16 protein-coding genes are annotated in these 16,179 nt (G+C 58.3%); 10 read left to right on the top strand and 6 right to left on the bottom strand.

Annotated features, from left to right (window positions below; all coding sequences use genetic code 11):
- Position 1 precedes the first annotated feature (1 nt).
- Entirely contained in the window at positions 2–874 is an 873-nt protein-coding gene (locus tag ACR0AM_RS08755) for a ribokinase (protein WP_480622671.1), read from the top strand.
- Here ACR0AM_RS08755 and msrA read toward each other — a convergent pair.
- The 4 genes from msrA to ACR0AM_RS08735 all read right to left on the bottom strand — a co-directional run bounded on the left by msrA (position 871) and on the right by ACR0AM_RS08735 (position 3,823).
- A complete protein-coding gene (gene msrA, locus ACR0AM_RS08750) occupies positions 871–1,542 on the bottom strand; it encodes a peptide-methionine (S)-S-oxide reductase MsrA (RefSeq protein WP_480622670.1) in 672 nt (223 codons plus the stop codon). The two genes, ACR0AM_RS08755 and msrA, sit on opposite strands and share 4 nt — an antisense overlap.
- A 256-nt stretch (positions 1,543–1,798) precedes the next feature.
- Positions 1,799–2,080 (bottom strand): SCP2 sterol-binding domain-containing protein, encoded by a 282-nt coding sequence (locus ACR0AM_RS08745; RefSeq protein ID WP_480474381.1) that lies wholly within the window; start codon positions 2,078–2,080, stop codon positions 1,799–1,801.
- Between the two features lie 79 nt (positions 2,081–2,159).
- On the bottom strand, positions 2,160–2,564 hold the full coding sequence (locus tag ACR0AM_RS08740) for a DUF1810 domain-containing protein (RefSeq protein ID WP_480622699.1): 405 nt from the start codon (positions 2,562–2,564) through the stop codon (positions 2,160–2,162).
- Positions 2,565–2,596: 32 nt separating this feature from the next.
- Positions 2,597–3,823, bottom strand: coding sequence for an argininosuccinate synthase (locus ACR0AM_RS08735; RefSeq protein ID WP_480622669.1), 1,227 nt, complete (start codon positions 3,821–3,823; stop codon positions 2,597–2,599).
- A 141-nt stretch (positions 3,824–3,964) separates the two neighbouring features.
- Here ACR0AM_RS08735 and ACR0AM_RS08730 point away from each other — a divergent pair, with 141 nt between their 5' ends.
- Entirely contained in the window at positions 3,965–4,744 is a 780-nt protein-coding gene (locus ACR0AM_RS08730; protein WP_480622668.1) for a hypothetical protein, read from the top strand.
- Positions 4,745–4,802: 58 nt separating this feature from the next.
- Positions 4,803–6,029 carry a threonine ammonia-lyase IlvA gene (gene ilvA, locus ACR0AM_RS08725; RefSeq protein WP_480622667.1) on the top strand — a complete coding sequence of 409 codons (1,227 nt, stop codon included), beginning with the start codon at positions 4,803–4,805 and terminating at the stop codon, positions 6,027–6,029.
- On the opposite strand, the gene ACR0AM_RS08720 is transcribed toward ilvA, so the two are convergent.
- Positions 6,026–6,355, bottom strand: coding sequence for an Hpt domain-containing protein (locus tag ACR0AM_RS08720; RefSeq protein WP_480622666.1), 330 nt, complete (start codon positions 6,353–6,355; stop codon positions 6,026–6,028). The two genes, ilvA and ACR0AM_RS08720, sit on opposite strands and share 4 nt — an antisense overlap.
- Before the next feature lie 162 nt (positions 6,356–6,517).
- Here ACR0AM_RS08720 and ACR0AM_RS08715 point away from each other — a divergent pair, with 162 nt between their 5' ends.
- Positions 6,518–7,792: a PP2C family protein-serine/threonine phosphatase gene (locus ACR0AM_RS08715; protein WP_480622665.1), complete on the top strand. Its 1,275-nt coding sequence runs from the start codon at positions 6,518–6,520 to the stop codon at positions 7,790–7,792.
- Here ACR0AM_RS08715 and ACR0AM_RS08710 read toward each other — a convergent pair.
- Positions 7,789–8,232 (bottom strand): NUDIX hydrolase, encoded by a 444-nt coding sequence (locus tag ACR0AM_RS08710; protein WP_480494015.1) that lies wholly within the window; start codon positions 8,230–8,232, stop codon positions 7,789–7,791. The two genes, ACR0AM_RS08715 and ACR0AM_RS08710, sit on opposite strands and share 4 nt — an antisense overlap.
- A gap of 76 nt (positions 8,233–8,308) precedes the next feature.
- On the opposite strand from ACR0AM_RS08710, the gene hslO reads away from it, so the two are divergent.
- The 6 genes from hslO to ACR0AM_RS08680 all read left to right on the top strand — a co-directional run bounded on the left by hslO (position 8,309) and on the right by ACR0AM_RS08680 (position 16,163).
- Positions 8,309–9,295, top strand: a complete 987-nt coding sequence (gene hslO / locus ACR0AM_RS08705) for an Hsp33 family molecular chaperone HslO (protein WP_480506871.1) — start codon at positions 8,309–8,311, stop codon at positions 9,293–9,295.
- On the top strand, positions 9,288–9,884 hold the full coding sequence (locus tag ACR0AM_RS08700; RefSeq protein ID WP_480474374.1) for a CoA pyrophosphatase: 597 nt from the start codon (positions 9,288–9,290) through the stop codon (positions 9,882–9,884). The genes hslO and ACR0AM_RS08700 overlap by 8 nt, the downstream gene beginning before the upstream one ends.
- Positions 9,881–11,035 carry a CCA tRNA nucleotidyltransferase gene (locus ACR0AM_RS08695; protein WP_480622664.1) on the top strand — a complete coding sequence of 385 codons (1,155 nt, stop codon included), beginning with the start codon at positions 9,881–9,883 and terminating at the stop codon, positions 11,033–11,035. The genes ACR0AM_RS08700 and ACR0AM_RS08695 overlap by 4 nt, the downstream gene beginning before the upstream one ends.
- 191 nt (positions 11,036–11,226) lie before the next feature.
- Positions 11,227–13,065 carry an ABC transporter ATP-binding protein gene (locus tag ACR0AM_RS08690; protein ID WP_480622663.1) on the top strand — a complete coding sequence of 613 codons (1,839 nt, stop codon included), beginning with the start codon at positions 11,227–11,229 and terminating at the stop codon, positions 13,063–13,065.
- Positions 13,062–14,894, top strand: a complete 1,833-nt coding sequence (locus tag ACR0AM_RS08685; protein WP_480622662.1) for an ABC transporter ATP-binding protein — start codon at positions 13,062–13,064, stop codon at positions 14,892–14,894. The genes ACR0AM_RS08690 and ACR0AM_RS08685 overlap by 4 nt, the downstream gene beginning before the upstream one ends.
- Positions 14,895–14,933: 39 nt before the next feature.
- A complete protein-coding gene (locus ACR0AM_RS08680) occupies positions 14,934–16,163 on the top strand; it encodes a class I SAM-dependent RNA methyltransferase (protein ID WP_480622661.1) in 1,230 nt (409 codons plus the stop codon).
- The last annotated feature ends 16 nt before the right edge of the window (positions 16,164–16,179 follow it).

The following is a 16,179-nucleotide window of genomic DNA, read 5'->3' as shown; positions in this document are numbered from 1 at the left end:
CATGACGATCTGGAATCTCGGCTCGATCAACGCGGATATGGTCTATGACCTGCCGCATCTGCCTGCGCCGGGGGAAACCCTGGCCGCCCGCGGGCTGGATCGGTTCCTGGGCGGCAAGGGAGCCAATATGTCGGTGGCCGCTGCGCGTGCGGGATCACGCGTCAGCCATATAGGTGCCGTGGGGCCCGATGGGCGCTGGGCCAAGGATCGACTGACAGAATACGGTGTGGATACGCGCCATATCTCTGAGGTGGATGTTCCCACGGGCCACGCCATCATTGCGGTGGATGCCGAGGGGGAGAACCTGATTATCCTGTATCCCGGGGCCAATCACGCATTGGAAGCTGCCCATCTGGGGCAGGCGCTGGCCTCGGCAAACACCGGTGATCTGCTGATCTTGCAGAATGAAACCAATGCCCAGGTCGAAGCGGCGCAGCTGGGGCGCAAGCTTGGCTTGACCGTCTGTTATGCCGCAGCCCCGTTTCAGGCACAGGCCGTTCAGGGCGTTCTGCCTTTTCTGGATTTTCTGATCCTGAATGAGGTGGAGGCCGAGCAGCTGCGTCAGGAAACCGGTCTGAGCATCGCCGATCTGCCTGTTCGGCATGTCATCGTTACACTCGGCTCAAAAGGCGCGAGGTACTTGCAGCAGGGCAACGATCCGGTCGAGTTTCCCGCGCATAAGGTGCGGGCGGTGGATACCACAGGGGCAGGCGACACCTTCACCGGCTATGTGCTGGCAGGCATGGATCGCGGAATGCCAATGGAACAGGCCATATTGCAGGCAAACCGCGCCGCAGCTCTGATGGTCATGCGGCACGGAACGGCGGATGTCATTCCCGATCTGAAAGAAGTGCGTGACGCATCCTTTGACTAGGACCCTGCAAATGGCGCTTCCCCGCCCCAAAGCTGCTTGACGCGCGCGTCACGACCACAGGCTTTGCGATACGCTTTGTAGGCGTTGTGCTGACGCTTTGGTCCAAAGCGGGTAAGGACCAGTTTGTTGCCTTTGTAATAATTCTGATGATACGCCTCGGCGGGGTAAAAGGGTCCTGCGCTCAGAACCGGGGTGACAATGGTCTGCCCCAGCGCTTGCTGCGCGTCTGTTTTGGCTTGTTCCGCCAGCGCATTTTCTCCTGTGTTAGAGACGAATATCGCAGTTCGATAGCTTTCGCCCCGGTCGCAGAACTGGCCACCGGCGTCTGTCGGGTCAACCGACCGGAAAAACATGCTCAGCAACGATGCGCGAGAAACCCGCGCCGGATCGAACGTGATCTGAACCGCCTCGTAATGGCCGGTCCCCCCTTTTGAAACCTGATCATATGTCGGGTCCGCAGATGTCCCGCCGGTGTACCCCGACACCGCATCGATAACGCCGGGCACGGATTCGAAATCGGATTCCACGCACCAGAAACACCCTCCGGCCACCGTCAGCGTTTCGGTTCCTGCAGCCGGGGCAGGCAGCGCGCGCAACAGGGCAGCCAATGCAATCAGTGTAAACAGAAGGGCTGGTCTGACGGTTTCGAAATAAGCAGTCCGCATCATGTCAGGTCTCCTTTTAAGATGAGATTGACGCGGGTTCGACCGCCTTGCAATTGCCTGTCATGCAATGTCACGCGCTGGTGAGACGAGTTTATCGTCTGCGATCACCTGTATACGGCTCATTTGATGGGTGGGCGAAACCTCCGCTCATTTGCAACAGATCATGCGCGACAGGTATCCCGATGCGGAACTGCGATACACCGCGGGTGGAACCGCCAGTCTGGCTGGACTCGGACCAAAGGCCAGCTTTGCGGCAAATTCAGCCCAGCAGTTGCCCCAGCTTCATCGCAACACCCATATTGCCCGAGATCTTGAGCTTGCCCAAAGCAACGCCGGTCATCGGGTTCAGCTTTCCGGTCAACAGCTTGGTCAGGTTTTCCTGCGAGATGCGGATTGTGCAATCCGTGTCCCGATCCTGCGTCGTTGCCTGATTTTCTGCCAGAACAATCACACCGTCCGCGCCGCAATCGAATTTGAGCGAACCGTCAAAGCTTTTGCCGTTCAGCCCTTTTTGAATTCCATCGGCGATGTCCTGAAGCATTCGGGTTCCTTTCACGGTTTCCGAATGCGTAATGCGTCAGGTGCCAAACAGGCAAGGCTGACCCAACTGGAACTTCTGATCACGATGCGCCGAGGAAATGAACCGTCCGGTCACAAGGCTTACCGCCATAGAAGGCGTCCAAAACAGCACGAAACTCGGGCGGAGCATCTGCCACAGACGAAAACAATGTCATCGAAGATCGCAGCTTTTTCGCGTCAATCCCGCCCAGAATGTCGCTGGCATCGCGTCCTGCGTGCAGCAACATCAGCGAGGCCGCCTGCCTAAGCCGGTCGCGCAGTTCCGGGTGGTTCAGATAGCGTGTCGCCTCGTCCAGATCTTCAATGCCGTAGAGCTGTGCCATATGGGATTGGCCTAGCTCGGCCAGTTGCGGAAACACGAACCACATCCAGTGGCTGGTTTTCTGCCCCTGTTCAAGTTCGCGCAGGACATCGGCCCAAACCGTGTCCTGCGCCTCGATGAACATGTCGAGTTCGTCGTCGCTATCGTCTTCGTCGATCACTTGGACAGGCGCTTGTTGCGCGCAGCCAGCAGCTTCAGACGCAGCGCATTCAGTTGGATAAAGCCTGCCGCATCTTTCTGATCGTACGCACCTGCATCCTCTTCGAAGGTCACATGCGCCTCAGAGTACAGCGAATGATCCGACCAGCGACCCACGGTCGAGGCCAGACCTTTGTACAGCTTCACGCGAACGGTGCCGGTGACATGCTCTTGCGACCTGTCGATGGCGGCTTGCAGCATCTCGCGCTCGGGGCTGTACCAGAAACCGTTATAGATGAGTTCCGCATATTGCGGCATCAGCTGGTCTTTCAGATGCATCGCGCCACGGTCCATGGTGATGGATTCAATGCCGCGGTGCGCTTCCAGCAGGATGGTGCCGCCAGGTGTCTCGTAGATACCGCGCGACTTCATGCCTACAAAACGGCCTTCGACCAGGTCCAGACGGCCAATACCGTGCTTACCGCCGTATTCGTTCAGCTTGGTCAGGATCCTAGCCGGGCTCATCGCCTCGCCGTTGATGCTGACCGCGTCGCCTTTTTCAAAGCCGATCTCGATGAACTCAGGCTCGTTCGGGGCGTCCTCGGGGTGGACGGTGCGCTGATAGACATAGTCGGGCGCCATATCGGCAGGGTCTTCCAGAACCTTGCCCTCGGATGAGGTATGCAGCAGGTTCGCATCGACCGAGAACGGCGCCTCACCACGCTTGTCCTTGGCAATCGGAATCTGGTTCTGCTCGGCAAACTCCAGCAGCTTGGTACGGCTGGTCAAATCCCACTCGCGCCAGGGGGCGATCACCTTGATATCGGGGTTCAGCGCATATGCTGCCAGTTCGAACCGGACCTGGTCATTGCCTTTGCCGGTTGCACCATGGGCGACGGCATCAGCACCGGTTTCGGCAGCGATCTCAATCAGGCGTTTCGAGATCAGCGGCCGCGCGATCGAGGTGCCCAGCAGGTACAGACCTTCATATTGCGCATTGGCACGGAACATCGGGAAGACGAAATCGCGGACAAATTCCTCGCGGATATCCTCGATATAGATGTTCTCGGGCTTGATCCCCAGCAGTTCGGCCTTTTGGCGCGCGGGCTCCAGCTCCTCGCCCTGACCCAGATCGGCAGTGAAGGTCACGACCTCACAGCCATACTCGGTCTGCAGCCATTTCAGAATGATCGAGGTATCAAGGCCACCGGAATAGGCCAGAACAACTTTCTTGGGCGCGGACATCTGACTTCCCTTTATGCGTAGAACGATTGGCCCCTAGCGGGTTTTGGACGCGGGGGCAAGTTATGAGCGTTGACGCAGGGCAGGAATTAAGGTGAAACCGGCGCAAAGAAAACAATGATTGGTTGAGGGGGCAGTTTCAGGATGTTGGGTTGGCAGATTTTTGTGCATTCGGTGCGGATGGTTTTTCAGAACTGGCGCCAAGCCCTTCGGATTGGGTTAATACCTTCCACACTGATTGCAGTGCTCACATTCATCTTTCATGGTTCGCAAGCGACTGGTTCTACAAATCAGTCTTGGTTCGCGTGGTTTGAATCGATGAGTAGTGCTGCGCAAGCCGGGTTTGCCCTAGTCGTTGTAGGAAATCTTTTTGTTATTCTCTGGGTTTTTGTGGTTTGGCATAGATTTGTGCTGCTGGAAGAGTATCCAAATGGTTGGATTCCGCCTTTGCACGCCATGTATTTAGGTCAATATCTGAAACAGGGCGTAAAAGTTTTAGCCGTTGCTTTTGTCGTGTCTTTTTTGATCAGTTTCGTTTGCCTGCTGGTATTGGTTTTCTTGACGAGCGCATCTTTACTTCCGCGCGGATTTTTGAACCTACCGCCGCTTGTTTCGTTCTTTATTTCCTTTTTCGTTGTCTTTCGCTTGGGGATAACCTTTCCGGCAACCGCCATTGGTCAGACTATGAGTATAAAGAACGCATACTATTTTACCAAAGGTAAAGCCGGGTCATTGCTTTTTCTTGCTATTGTACAATTGACTGGCATTTTTCTTACTGAAGTTATCATCGGTGTGGTCGCAAGTGTTCTTCCGATGCTTTCTTTGGCCGCTGATGTAGTATTTCATCTGTTTTTTTCGCTTGTGCATGTAAGTGTATGGACCACGATGTACGGCGTCTTTATCGAAAAACGCCAACTCTCCTAACCGACGTACACATATGTATTCCTTGCCCTTATCACGCTGATGGGGCAGGGAAGCGGGCATGACCGACTTTATGACCTGCGCCCGCGCCGCCGAAAAGGCGATGCGCTCTGTCTTCCCGGCAACGCCGTTGCAGCGCAATGCCCACCTGTCCGACCGTTACGGGGCGGATATCTGGCTCAAGCGCGAAGACCTGAGCCCGGTTCGGTCCTACAAAATCCGCGGTGCGTTCAACGCAATGCGCAAGCAACAGGGGCAGGACCTGTTCGTCTGTGCCAGCGCGGGCAATCACGCGCAGGGCGTGGCCTTCATGTGCAAGCATCTGGGCGTCCGGGGCGTGATCTTCATGCCGGTCACGACGCCTCAGCAGAAGATCCAGAAAACGCGCATTTTTGGCGGGGACAACGTCGAGATTCATCTGATCGGTGACTATTTCGATGACACGCTTGCTGCCGCTCAGGCGTGGTGTGTACAGCAGGGCGGGTATTTCCTGTCGCCTTTTGACGATGCCGATGTGATCGAAGGACAGGCCTCGCTGGCGGTTGAAATCGAAAGGCAGATGGGCGGTGCGCCCGATCACGTTGTGCTTCCCGTGGGCGGAGGCGGCATGTCCGCCGGCGTGGCCACATGGTTCGGGGACCGCACCCATTGCCTGTTCGTCGAACCGGCCGGAGGGGCCTGTCTGCGCGCAGCCCTGGCGGCAGGACACCCTGTTTCGCTGGATCGAGTAGATACCTTTGTCGATGGCGCGGCGGTCGGGCGGATCGGTGAAAAGCCGTTCGAGTTGTTGAAATCACGTCACCTGTCGGACGTTCTGGTCCTGTCCGAGGATCGTATCTGCACCACCATGATCGATATGCTGAATGTTGAAGGCATCGTGCTGGAACCTGCGGGGGCGCTGGCGATCGAGGCAGTAGGCGATATCCAAAGTTTTGTTCGCGGAAAGACCGTGGTCTGCCTGACATCCGGCGGCAATTTCGATTTCGAACGCCTGCCCGAGGTCAAGGAACGTGCGCAGCGGTATTCCGGTGTGAAAAAGTACTTCATCCTGCGCCTGCCGCAGCGACCCGGTGCCCTGAAGGAGTTCCTGAATATTCTCGGCCCCGAGGATGATATCGCGCGGTTTGAATACATGAAGAAATCGGCGCGCAATTTCGGTTCGGTTCTGATCGGGATCGAAACCCGCAAGCCCGAAAACTTCATGCGCCTGTTTGCCCATCTGGACGATGCCGGGTTCACCTATACCGACATCACCGAGGACGAGACGCTGGCACAGTTCGTGATCTAGCTCAGGTTCTTGTTCAGCTCAGCTTCAAACATGGTTTTCGAGCTGTTGAAAGCGGCCAAAAGCGCCGGCAGATCAACCTCGGCCCCTTGCCCTGCTGCGGCCTGTCGTTCCCCATCCTGGCAGAGTTTCGAGAATTGATCGAACCCCAGGCTCAACGCGCTGCCTTTCAGGAAATGCAGGTTCTGTTCCAGCTCGGCCCGGTTGGTATCGCGGCGCAGGCGGGTGATCACGTCCTGCACCTCTTCCAGAAATATCTCCACCACCTCATCGAATTCCTCGGGGCCGACTTCATCCCGCAACTGCCTGACTCTGGCCCAGTGGATCATCCTATACACCAGCTAATGAATGGTCATGGTTCTGAATAGACGCGTCCGGTAAAAAGCAGGTTAACGGGGTCACGCTCCGGCAATCGTCACTCTTCACCGGATGTTAAATCAGTCGGCGATAGGGTCGCCATAAGTGACGAAACTCATCAGAGCAGAGGGTAAATGGTGCCGGGGGCGAGTCTTGAGGAAACCAGAACTGATCTGGATTTCGGCGCGATCCGCACGGTGCTGGTGGTGGATGACAGCCGCCTGCAACGGCGCATTCTGGTGGCCTCGCTCAGGAAATGGGGGTTCGAGGTGATCGAGGCCGATACAGGCCATGCCGCTTTGGCGCTTTGTGTCGATAATCCGCCCGATCTTGTGCTGAGCGACTGGGTCATGCCGGGAATGAGCGGCCTTGAATTCTGCTGTGCCTTTCGGGCCTTGGAAACGGATCAATACAGTTATTTCATCCTTCTGACATCCAAAAGCGAAAAGCAGGAAGTCGCGCGCGGTCTGGATGCCGGGGCCGACGATTTTCTGATCAAGCCGCTTGAGGCGGACGAACTGCGCGCCCGGATTTCAGCTGGTGCGCGCATTCTGGACATGCAGCGCGAGCTCTCCCAGAAAAACCGCCTGATTGAATCCGCGCTCAAGGAACTCAGGCTTGCGCATGACGCGATCGACAAGGACCTGATGCAGGCGCGGAAAATTCAGGAATCGCTGGTTCCCGAACTGACCCGGACATTCGGCAAATCGCGGGTCAGTCTGTTGCTGAAACCTTGTGGTCATATCGGCGGTGATCTGGTGGGGATGTTCTCGCCCGGGGTGAACCGGCTTGGGTTCTACAGCATCGACGTATCCGGGCATGGTATCACCTCGGCCATGATGACGGCGCGATTGGGGGGGTATCTGTCCAGCAAACATTTTGACCAGAACGTCGCGATGGAGCGGAGGTTCGACAAGTTTTACGCACTTCTACCACCGAAACATGTGGCTGAAACGCTCAATTCCCGGCTGATGGCCGATGAAGGTATCGAAGAGTATTTTACGATGATCTACGCCATCGTCGACCTGCGCAACGGGCATCTGAAGATGGTGCAAGCCGGGCATCCGCATCCCCTGCTGCTGCGGCAGGGTGGTCGCGCCGAGTTTCTTGGTGACGGAGGCTTGCCCATAGGATTGATCGAAGATGCGCGCTTTCAACAAATCGAAACGCAGATGCAGCCCGGCGACAAGCTGCTGTTGTACTCGGACGGGTTTACAGAATGCCAACTGGCTGGTGGAGGTTTGTTGGACGAAGACGGTTTGCGACAGATGGCCCAACAGAGCATCTCGGAAAGGGGCGGGTCAGAGTTTCTGGACGACTTGTTCTGGCGTTTGACGCAAGTGATGTCACCGAAAGACGGTATCGGAGACGACGTCTCGGCCGTCTTCTTTGAATATAACGGACTTTAAAGCGAGCCGAGGTGTATTTCGGCAAAATGCCGGTCACCGTCATTTCCCAGTAAACCGACGGCGTCGGCGGTTTCCATCCACAACGCTTCGTGAAACGCCTCGGTCGGCGGGCCTATGCGGCGTACGGGGCGGGCGCGATAGATTAGGCAGACCTTCTCGGCCCACAGGTCGTATTCCGGCATATAGGTGAAGCGTCGAAAGGCGCCAATCCGTCGGGGTGCAGCAATAAGCCACCCGGTTTCTTCAAAGACTTCACGATGCAGGGCGGTAACAGGTGATTCGCCCGGATCAATACCCCCGCCGGGCAATTGCAGGTCGGGTCCGGGTTCTGTCTGGCAGGTCAGCAAAAGGTGACTTCTGCGGGGCAAAAGTGCGTAAACACCGACCCGTCGCGTGTATTTCCGCCCCGGCTCTGGGGTTTCACCGAACCGCCTGATCATGTATGGCCCCTTAAAACCTAATCTGTTCGACCTATATGGTGCCGGTATGCCAACCTGTGGCGCGTAAGGAAACCCCATGTCTCTTGGAACGAAAATCGCGTGGGACGATACCGTCCTGCCCTTTCAACTCGATGTATCGGATATGCGTGGCCGTGTGGCTCGTCTGGATGGTGTGCTGGATGGCATCCTGAAGCAGCATGACTACCCCGAACAGGTCGAGGCGCTGGTGGCCGAGATGGCCTTGCTGACCGCATTGATCGGGCAGACGGTTGCGCTGCGCTGGAAGCTGTCGTTGCAGGTGCAGTCCAAGGGGCCGGTGCGCATGATTGCGACCGACTATTACGCACCCAAGACCGAAGGCCACCCTGCGCAGATCCGGGCCTATGCCAGCTTTGACCGTGAACGTCTAACCAATTCAGCACCCTTCGACCAAGTGGGCGAGGGGTACTTTGCCATCATGATAGATCAGGGCAAAGGCACGCAGCCCTATCAGGGCATCACTCCGCTGACCGGGGCCTCTCTCAGCGCCTGCGCCGAGGCCTATTTTGCGCAGTCCGAACAGCTGCCAACCCGGTTCTCGCTGAGCTTTGGCAAATCGACCGAGCCCGGCGTGAATGAACACTGGCGTGCCGGTGGTATCATGTTGCAGCATATGCCCAAAGCCTCGCCATTCGCCGCCTCGGGGGAAGGCAATGGCGAGATTCTGACCGCCAGCGATCTGGTCGACGGCGAAGAGGGCGAAAACTGGGGCCGGGTCAATATCCTGCTGGACACAGTCGAGGATCTTGAGTTGATCGGTCCTTCAATTGCACCGACTGAATTGTTGGTCCGGCTATTCCACGAAGAACAGCCACGGGTCTATGATGCGCAGTCCGTGCAGTTTGGCTGCACCTGCTCCGAAGACCGGGTGCGGCAGAGCCTGTCGATCTATTCGGCAAAGGACCTCGAAAAGATGACGACGCCCGAAGGTCAGGTCACTGCCGATTGCCAGTTCTGCGGCGCACATTACGTGCTCGATCCGTCAACAGTTGGCTTTGAAGCCGAAGACCGCAAGGGTGCTTGACCCGATTGAACAGATCCGGACGGCGCTGCGCCGTCCCGGTCACGGGTCCAGCGACTTTGACCTGAACCCGGACACTTCCCTGCCGCCCGGGCGTCGCCTGCGCCCGGCGGGGGTTCTGGTTGCAATCTCGCTTGCAGATGACACCCCTCGGGTGATTCTGACGAAACGGTCCTCGGCCCTCAAACACCACCCGGGTCAGATCGCGTTCCCCGGCGGCAAACAGGATGAAGGGGATGCAGATGTCACGGCTACGGCCCTGCGCGAAGCACAGGAAGAGATTGGTCTTCCCGCGGATCTTCCAGAAATTCTGGGTTACCTGCCGACGCATGAAACAGTCACCTCTTTCACGGTTACACCCGTGGTGGCCGTTCTTCGAAAGGGATTCCAACCTGTTCCGGAACCCGGCGAAGTCGACGAAGTCTTTTCGACCCCCCTTGCGCATCTCTTGAATCCCAAGAACTATCTGGTTGAATCGCGCCGCTGGCGTGGCCAGAAACGCAGATATTACACAGTTCCGTACGGCCCTTATTACATATGGGGCGCGACGGCCCGCATATTGCGCGGGCTTGCTGCACGGGTGAATGAATGATGCAGATTGAAGAACTTTGGGTCAGCGAACCGGCGACCCAAAAGGTATGCGCCGCCCTGACCTCATCCGGGGTGCAAGCGCTTTTTGTGGGCGGGTGCGTGCGCAATGCGCTGCTGGGCGCGCCGGTGTCGGATATCGACATTGCCACTGACGCCCGGCCTGAACAGGTTGTCGAGATGGCGCAGGCTGCGGGCCTCAAGGCCATCCCCACCGGTATCGACCATGGCACTATTACAGTGGTCAGCGCCGGTATCCCGCACGAGATCACCACTTTCCGGCGTGACGTCGAAACTGATGGCCGCCGCGCCGTCATCGCCTTTTCCGATCACGTCGAAGAAGATGCCGCGCGGCGCGACTTTACCATGAATGCGCTTTATGCACTGCCAGATGGCACCGTGTTAGACCCCCTTGGCGGGCTTCCCGACCTTCAGGCCCGGCGCGTGCGGTTCATCGGCGAGGCCCAAGATCGCATTCGCGAAGACTATCTGCGGTCACTGCGCTATTTCCGGTTTCACGCCTGGTATGGTGACCCGGATGCCGGTTTCGACCCGGACGCGCTGGCTGCCATTGGTGCCAATCTTGATGGGCTGACCTCGTTGTCGCGGGAACGCGTCGGAGCCGAGCTGCTGAAACTGCTGGGCGCACCCGATCCGGCCCCGGCCATTGCGACGATGCGCAGCACCGGCGTATTGGCGCAATTGCTGCCGGGTGCGGATGACCGTTCGCTGGCACCTCTGGTCGCGTTGGAACATGCGGCAGGTGCCGAGCCGAACCCCCTGTGCCGTCTGGCGGCTATCGCGACGCCCGATGATGCCGCAACCCTGCGCCTGAGCCGTTCGCAACTGCAACGCCTGACCGGAATGCGAGCCGAAGCGCAGTCAACCACCAGCGTGGCTGAACTGGGCTATCGGTATGGTGACGAAGGCGGGTTGAACAAAACCCTTTTGCGGTGCGCCTTCTTTGAACAACCCTGGTCCGAAAACTTCAGACAGGACCTGCACGCAGGTGCAGCCGCGCGTTTCCCGATACAGGCCAAGGACCTGATCCCCGGGTTCACCGGCCCGGCGCTGGGCCAGAAACTGGCCGAGCTTGAAAGCCTCTGGATCGCGTCGGGTTTTGAGCTGTCACGCGAAGACTTGCTTGCAAGCTGATGTTTAGTCTCAAAAGGGGATGACAACTTTTGCCCATTGTGGTTAGGTGCGCCCGTCATATGGATGGAGGAATGCGAATGTATTACGGGATCTGGTTCGGCTAAAGCCGGGACACTTGCCCCGTAAAGGGTGGTGTTCAGGCGCCATCTGTCTTCGCACGTCTTTTTCTCTGCTCAATCGGAGCACACTCCATGTTTCGCTATTTCGAAAACCTTGTTGACCCTTTTGTCGCCTATCATGAGGCTGACACGCCGCCGACCCGACTGTGGCCGTTCCTGCTGGACTATTCGCGCCCGTTCTACCGGGTCTTTGTCTGGGCTGCGCTGATTTCCATTATCGTCGCCGGTGTCGAGATCGGGTTGATCTACTATATGGGTCGTGTCGTCGACCTGTTGGGCGGTACCCCAACCGAGGTTTGGCAGAACCACGGGACCGAGCTGTTGTTGATCGCGGCCTTTGTCCTGTTTCTGCGCCCTTTGTTGCATCTTGTCGATGTACTGATCCTGAACAACACGATCCTGCCGAACTTTGGCACTCTGATCCGATGGCGCGCCCATAAACACGTTCTGCGTCAGTCGGTTGGCTGGTTCGAAAACGATTTTGCAGGGCGGATTGCCAACCGGATCATGCAGACACCGCCCGCAGCGGGTGAGGTGATCTTTCAGGTCTTTGACGCGATTTCCTTTTCACTGGCCTACCTGGTCGGTGCGGCGATCCTGCTTTATGTAGCGGATGCGCGCCTGTTGATCCCGCTGCTGATCTGGTTTGTGTTCTACGCGATGCTGGTGCGCTGGACGGTTCACCGTGTCGGGCCGGCCTCCAAGGCGGCCTCCGATGCGCGGTCAACTGTTACCGGCCGCGTCGTGGACAGCTATACCAACATTCATTCCGTCAAGATGTTCGCCCATGGCCCGCAAGAGCTGGACTATGCCCGTGAAGCGATCGAGGAAACCCGCCGGACATTCCAGATCGAGATGCGGATTTTCACCATCATGGATGCGGTTCTGGTCACCCTGAACGGGGTGCTGATCGTTGGTGTCGTGGGCTGGGCAATTGCCTTGTGGATGCAGGGTTCCGCTTCGGTCGGCGTCGTCGCGGCAGCAACCGCACTGACCCTGCGCCTGAACGCCATGACCGGATGGATCATGTGGGCGCTGACCAGCTTCTTCCGCCAGCTTGGTATCGTGGCTGAGGGGATGGAGACCATTGCCCAGCCCATCGACCTGCTTGACGCACGCGAAGCCAAACCCCTGCGGTTGACCAGGGGTGAGATCCAGATCCGCAATCTCTCGCACCATTACGGGCGCGAGGCCGGTGGGCTTGACCACATCAACCTGACCATTCAGCCCGGCGAAAAGATCGGCCTCATTGGGCGGTCGGGTGCCGGGAAATCGACTCTGGTAAAGCTGCTTTTGCGATTTTATGACGTCGAACGCGGTGCCATTCTGATTGATGATCAAAACATAGCGGATGTCACACAGGACAGTCTGCGCAGCCATATCGGCATGGTCCAGCAAGATAGTGCGTTGCTGCATCGCTCTGTGCGTGACAACATCCTTTACGGTCGTCCGGACGCGACCGAGGCGCAGATGATTGCCGCAGCCAAACAGGCCGAAGCGCACGCGTTCATCCTTGACCTGCAAGACCCGCAGGGGCGCACCGGGTATGATGCGCATGTGGGTGAGCGGGGCGTAAAGCTGTCTGGTGGTCAGCGGCAGCGGGTAACGCTGGCTCGGGTGATCCTGAAGGACGCACCAATCCTTTTGCTGGACGAGGCGACATCGGCGCTGGATTCCGAGGTCGAAGCGTCAATTCAGGAAACGCTCTACGGAATGATGCAGGGCAAGACCGTGATCGCCATCGCCCACCGTCTCAGCACCATTGCGCAGATGGATCGCATTCTGGTGATGGACGGGGGCCGCATCGTCGAAGAGGGCGCGCATTCTGATCTATTGGCGCAGGGTGGCCTTTACGCGCAGTTCTGGGCGCGGCAATCTGGCGGCTTCATGAACCCGGAGGCCGCTGAATGAAGATTGCCGATCTCATCTATCCGTTCAGAACCACAGAAACGCCCCCGCCGCAGACATTGGGGGCGTTCATTCGCTGGAGCCTTTCCGGTGCTTGGCCCATGCTGTTTGTCGCCGCGTTCTTTTCGGCCCTGGCTGGCGCGATGGAGGCTGGAACAGCGTGGATTCTGGGGTGTGTGATCGATGTGGCAACATCCAGCGGGCCCGAGCATTTCATGACCGTCGGGAATATGTGGATGATCTTTGGGGCGGTGGTGTTCTTCATGCTGCTGCGCCCGATCCTGTTTGGGCTGTCTTCGATTTCGAACAACTATATCGTGATGCCCAACATCACGCCTTTGGTGCTGGCTAAGCTGAACCGCTGGACGCTGGGCCAGTCTGTCACCTATTTCGACGATGATTTCGCCGGGCGCATTGCCCAGAAACAGATGCAGACGTCGAACGCCATGGCCTCGGTCGTGTCCGAAACGATCAGTGCGATTGTGTTTGCGTTGGCGTCGCTGGCGGGCTCTTTGCTTTTGTTAGGGTCTATTCATCCTTTGGTGATGCTGCCCTTTGCAGCCTGGCTGGTGGTCTATTTCCTTCTGGTGCGCTGGTACCTGCCGCGTATTCGCATACGCTCGGCTGCGCGTGCCGGGGCGCGGGCGATGGTTTCGGGGCAGGTGGTCGACACGATCACCAACATCAAAACCGTCAAGCTTTTTGCGCACTCGGATTTCGAAGATCAGGCCGCGCGGCACTCGATGGTCGAACTGCGGAAAAAATCACTGGCGTTTGGCAAGCTGTCGGCCAGTTTCCGGTTCGTCCTGATGGCGCTTGCCGGCATTTTGCCTGTTCTCCTGCTGGGGGCGACGCTGTGGTTATGGCAGTTCGGATTGGCGACTGCGGGTGACATCGTTGCCGCGGGCGCCGTGTCGGTTCGTATTTCGCAGATGACCGGATGGGTCAGTTTCACGCTGATGGGCCTCTATGCCAATGTGGGTGAGATCGAAAACGGGATGAAGACGCTGGCCAGACGGGACAGGGTCGAGGATGCGCGCAGCGCGAAAGATCTTTATGTAACCGAAGGATCCATCTCGTTTGAAGATGTCAGCTTTGCATACGGTCGGGATGTGGGCGGTGTTACGGACCTGACGCTTACCGTGCAACCGGGCGAGAAGCTGGGAATTGTCGGTGCCTCAGGGGCGGGCAAATCAACACTCGTTTCGCTGCTTCTTCGGCTCTATGATAGGGAAAACGGCGCTATTTGCATCGACGGGCAGGACGTGTCGCAGGTCACGCAGGACAGTTTGCGCCGCCAAATCGGCATGGTCACGCAGGAAACGGCGATGTTCAACCGGTCCGCCCGCGAAAACATCCTCTATGGCCGCCCGGACGCGTCCGAGGCCGAATTGATCAAGGCCGCAATCAAGGCCGAAGCGCATGACTTCATCCTGAGCCTCAAGGACGCCCAGGGCCGTACCGGCTATGACGCTCATCTGGGCGAGCGTGGCGTAAAGCTCAGCGGTGGCCAAAGGCAACGGATCGCCCTGGCTCGCGCTATTCTTAAGGACGCGCCCATTCTGGTTCTGGACGAGGCAACCTCGGCCCTTGATTCCGAGGTCGAGGCGTCGATTCAATCGGCGCTTCATCGGGTGATGCAGGGCAAAACCGTTCTGGCCATCGCCCACAGATTGTCAACGCTCAGCGAGATGGACCGGATCATCGTTCTGGATCAGGGGCAAATCGTGGAAACCGGAACCCACGAAGACCTTTTGGATCAGGGCGGGCTTTACGCCCGGTTCTGGCATCGGCAATCTGGTGGCTTCATTCAGGCAGAAGCTGCCGAATAAGGGTTTTGTTGCACCCAAAGCCCGGATATCAGGCGCCTCATGACGCAGTATTACACAATCACCCGGCTTGGCCATCAGGGCGACGGCATCGCTGATGGGCCCGTTTATGCCCCGCGCACCCTTCCGGGTGAGGTTGTCAGCGGCACCCTTGTTGATCAGGTGCTGACCGATATCCGCGTCGAGGTACCGTCTGATGACCGGGTAAAGGCCCCGTGTCGCCATTACAAAGCCTGCGGTGGCTGTCAGTTGCAACACGCCTCTGATGTGTTTGTCGCCGACTGGAAGCTGAGCATTGTCCGCAACGCCCTGTCCGCGCAGGGGCTTGAGGCGCCGATGCGTCCGATACACACATCACCCGAACACTCACGCCGACGCGCCACGATTGCCGTCAGGCGGACCAAGAAAGGCACATTGGCCGGGTTCCATGGACGTGCATCGGATACGATCACCGAAATCCCGGATTGCCGTTTGCTTGACCCGGCCCTGATCGTCGCCATTCCCGTGGCCGAGGCGCTGGCGGTTCTGGGCGGCAGCCGCAAGGGCGTCTTGGCCGTCACGCTCACCCTGTCCGAGGGCGGGCTGGATGTGGCCGTCAAGGGCGGCAAGCCCTTGGATGGGCCGCTGGAACTGGCGCTCGCGCAGGAAACCGAAAAACACGGTCTGGCGCGGCTCAGCTGGGATGGTGAAGTGATCGCTATGCGCCACGCTCCGGTTCAGCGCTTTGGGGCTGCCGCCGTCACGCCGCCGCCCGGTGCCTTCCTTCAGGCGACCAACGACGGAGAACAGGCTCTATTACAGGTCGTTTCCGAGGCAACACGGGGTGCGAAACGGATTGTTGACCTGTTTGCGGGCAGCGGCACATTCTCATTGCCTCTGGCAGAAAAAGTCGAGGTTCACGCGGTCGAAGGTGCCGCAGACATGATGCAGGTACTGGATCAGGGCTGGCGCAGGGCGCAAGGTCTGAAACGCGTGACGACCGAGGCCCGCGACCTGTTCCGTCGTCCGTTGATGCCGGATGAACTGAAATCGTTTGACGCAATCGTACTGGACCCGCCCCGCGCCGGTGCCGAGGCGCAGGTGGCCGAGCTGGCACAGGCCAGACGCCCGGTGATTGCCTATGTCTCGTGCAACCCCGTCACCTTCGCGCGCGATGCAAAAATATTGGTTAACGCTGGCTATACCCTTGAATGGGTGCAGGTCGTTGACCAGTTTCGATGGTCGTCACATACGGAACTTGCTGCGCGGTTTACCCTGAACGCCGCATCTTGATCAGACAGGAGAAAGC

The organism is Ruegeria sp. AD9, assembly GCF_056542305.1.
Note: the sequence above shows the minus strand (reverse complement) of the source record. Positions and strands in the feature narration are given on the sequence as shown.

Bases quoted from the DNA above. Each gene is read 5' to 3' on its own strand.
- ACR0AM_RS08730 (WP_480622668.1), top strand. From the start codon at position 3,965: ATGTTGGGTTGGCAGATTTTTGTGCATTCGGTGCGGATGGTTTTTCAG.
- ACR0AM_RS08690 (WP_480622663.1), top strand. From the start codon at position 11,227: ATGTTTCGCTATTTCGAAAACCTTGTTGACCCTTTTGTCGCCTATCAT.
- ACR0AM_RS08735 (WP_480622669.1), bottom strand. From the start codon at position 3,823: ATGTCCGCGCCCAAGAAAGTTGTTCTGGCCTATTCCGGTGGCCTTGAT.
- ACR0AM_RS08745 (WP_480474381.1), bottom strand. From the start codon at position 2,080: ATGCTTCAGGACATCGCCGATGGAATTCAAAAAGGGCTGAACGGCAAA.
- hslO (WP_480506871.1), top strand. From the start codon at position 8,309: ATGTCTCTTGGAACGAAAATCGCGTGGGACGATACCGTCCTGCCCTTT.
- ilvA (WP_480622667.1), top strand. From the start codon at position 4,803: ATGACCGACTTTATGACCTGCGCCCGCGCCGCCGAAAAGGCGATGCGC.
- ACR0AM_RS08685 (WP_480622662.1), top strand. From the start codon at position 13,062: ATGAAGATTGCCGATCTCATCTATCCGTTCAGAACCACAGAAACGCCC.
- ACR0AM_RS08695 (WP_480622664.1), top strand. From the start codon at position 9,881: ATGATGCAGATTGAAGAACTTTGGGTCAGCGAACCGGCGACCCAAAAG.
- ACR0AM_RS08680 (WP_480622661.1), top strand. From the start codon at position 14,934: ATGACGCAGTATTACACAATCACCCGGCTTGGCCATCAGGGCGACGGC.
- ACR0AM_RS08740 (WP_480622699.1), bottom strand. From the start codon at position 2,564: ATGTTCATCGAGGCGCAGGACACGGTTTGGGCCGATGTCCTGCGCGAA.
- ACR0AM_RS08720 (WP_480622666.1), bottom strand. From the start codon at position 6,355: ATGATCCACTGGGCCAGAGTCAGGCAGTTGCGGGATGAAGTCGGCCCC.
- ACR0AM_RS08755 (WP_480622671.1), top strand. From the start codon at position 2: ATGACGATCTGGAATCTCGGCTCGATCAACGCGGATATGGTCTATGAC.
- msrA (WP_480622670.1), bottom strand. From the start codon at position 1,542: ATGATGCGGACTGCTTATTTCGAAACCGTCAGACCAGCCCTTCTGTTT.
- ACR0AM_RS08715 (WP_480622665.1), top strand. From the start codon at position 6,518: ATGGTGCCGGGGGCGAGTCTTGAGGAAACCAGAACTGATCTGGATTTC.
- ACR0AM_RS08710 (WP_480494015.1), bottom strand. From the start codon at position 8,232: ATGATCAGGCGGTTCGGTGAAACCCCAGAGCCGGGGCGGAAATACACG.